Origin of the sequence: Curtobacterium sp. VKM Ac-2887, assembly GCF_015350935.1 — a bacterium.
GTDB lineage: Bacteria > Actinomycetota > Actinomycetes > Actinomycetales > Microbacteriaceae > Curtobacterium.
On record NZ_JADKSB010000050.1, the window covers coordinates 1 to 774 of the forward strand.

Sequence of the window (774 nt, forward strand, 5' to 3'; positions counted from 1 at the left end):
TGCCATGGGCGGCAAAGTACGCTGCCGCGCGGGTGAGGAACCCAGCCGCGGTCACGCCGCGCTCGTCCGGGTGGACTTCGGCATAAGCGAGCCGGGTGTGGTCATCGACAGCGGCGTGAACGTAGTCGAACCCGATCGGTTTCTTATCGACGCGGGACTGGTGATTCGCGGCCGTCCAGCCCTGCACCCGCCAGCCGCCGCCGTCCGGGATCCGACCGAGCTTCTTCACATCCACGTGCACCAAGTCGCCGGGGTGCTCGTGTTCGTATCGGTTCGTGGTCGCTTTTGTGGCACGGATCAGGGCACCAGTGATCGGGTCCAACCACGCCAGCGGCGGAACGTGGTGCCGGGCGAGGACGCGAGAGATCGTGCGAGCCGGCACCCCGGTCTCCGCAGCGAGACGGGCGGGACCGAACCGGAGCCGGGTCCGTGCCTCCAGCACCGATTGCTCGCGCTCTGGAGTGGTCTTCGTCGGCGATCGATGCGGCCGGCTTGACCGGTCCGACAAGCCGATGTCGCCGTGGTCCCGGAAACGCCGCACCCACCGATGCGCACACTGGCGAGAGACGCCGAGTTCCTTCGCGACATGAGCGACTGGACGACGGTCCTCAACAACGCGAGCGACGAGTAACCGTCGCCCGTGCAGCGTCAACCGGGCGTTAGCGTGGACCACAGAGGCCTCCTGGTGATGGCAGAACTAGACAGCTCCATCAAGCCAGGAGGCCTCGCTACGTCACAAGACCCGAAGTGTCACCAACGTCATGGCCGAGTACA

1 protein-coding gene is annotated in these 774 nt (G+C 66.4%); it reads right to left on the reverse strand.

All coding sequences use genetic code 11. The annotated features are described in order from the left end of the window. A partial coding sequence (locus ITJ69_RS20180) for a leucine zipper domain-containing protein (RefSeq protein WP_194673849.1) occupies positions 1-673 on the reverse strand: 673 nt, incomplete at its 3' end. Positions 674-774 lie beyond the last annotated feature (101 nt).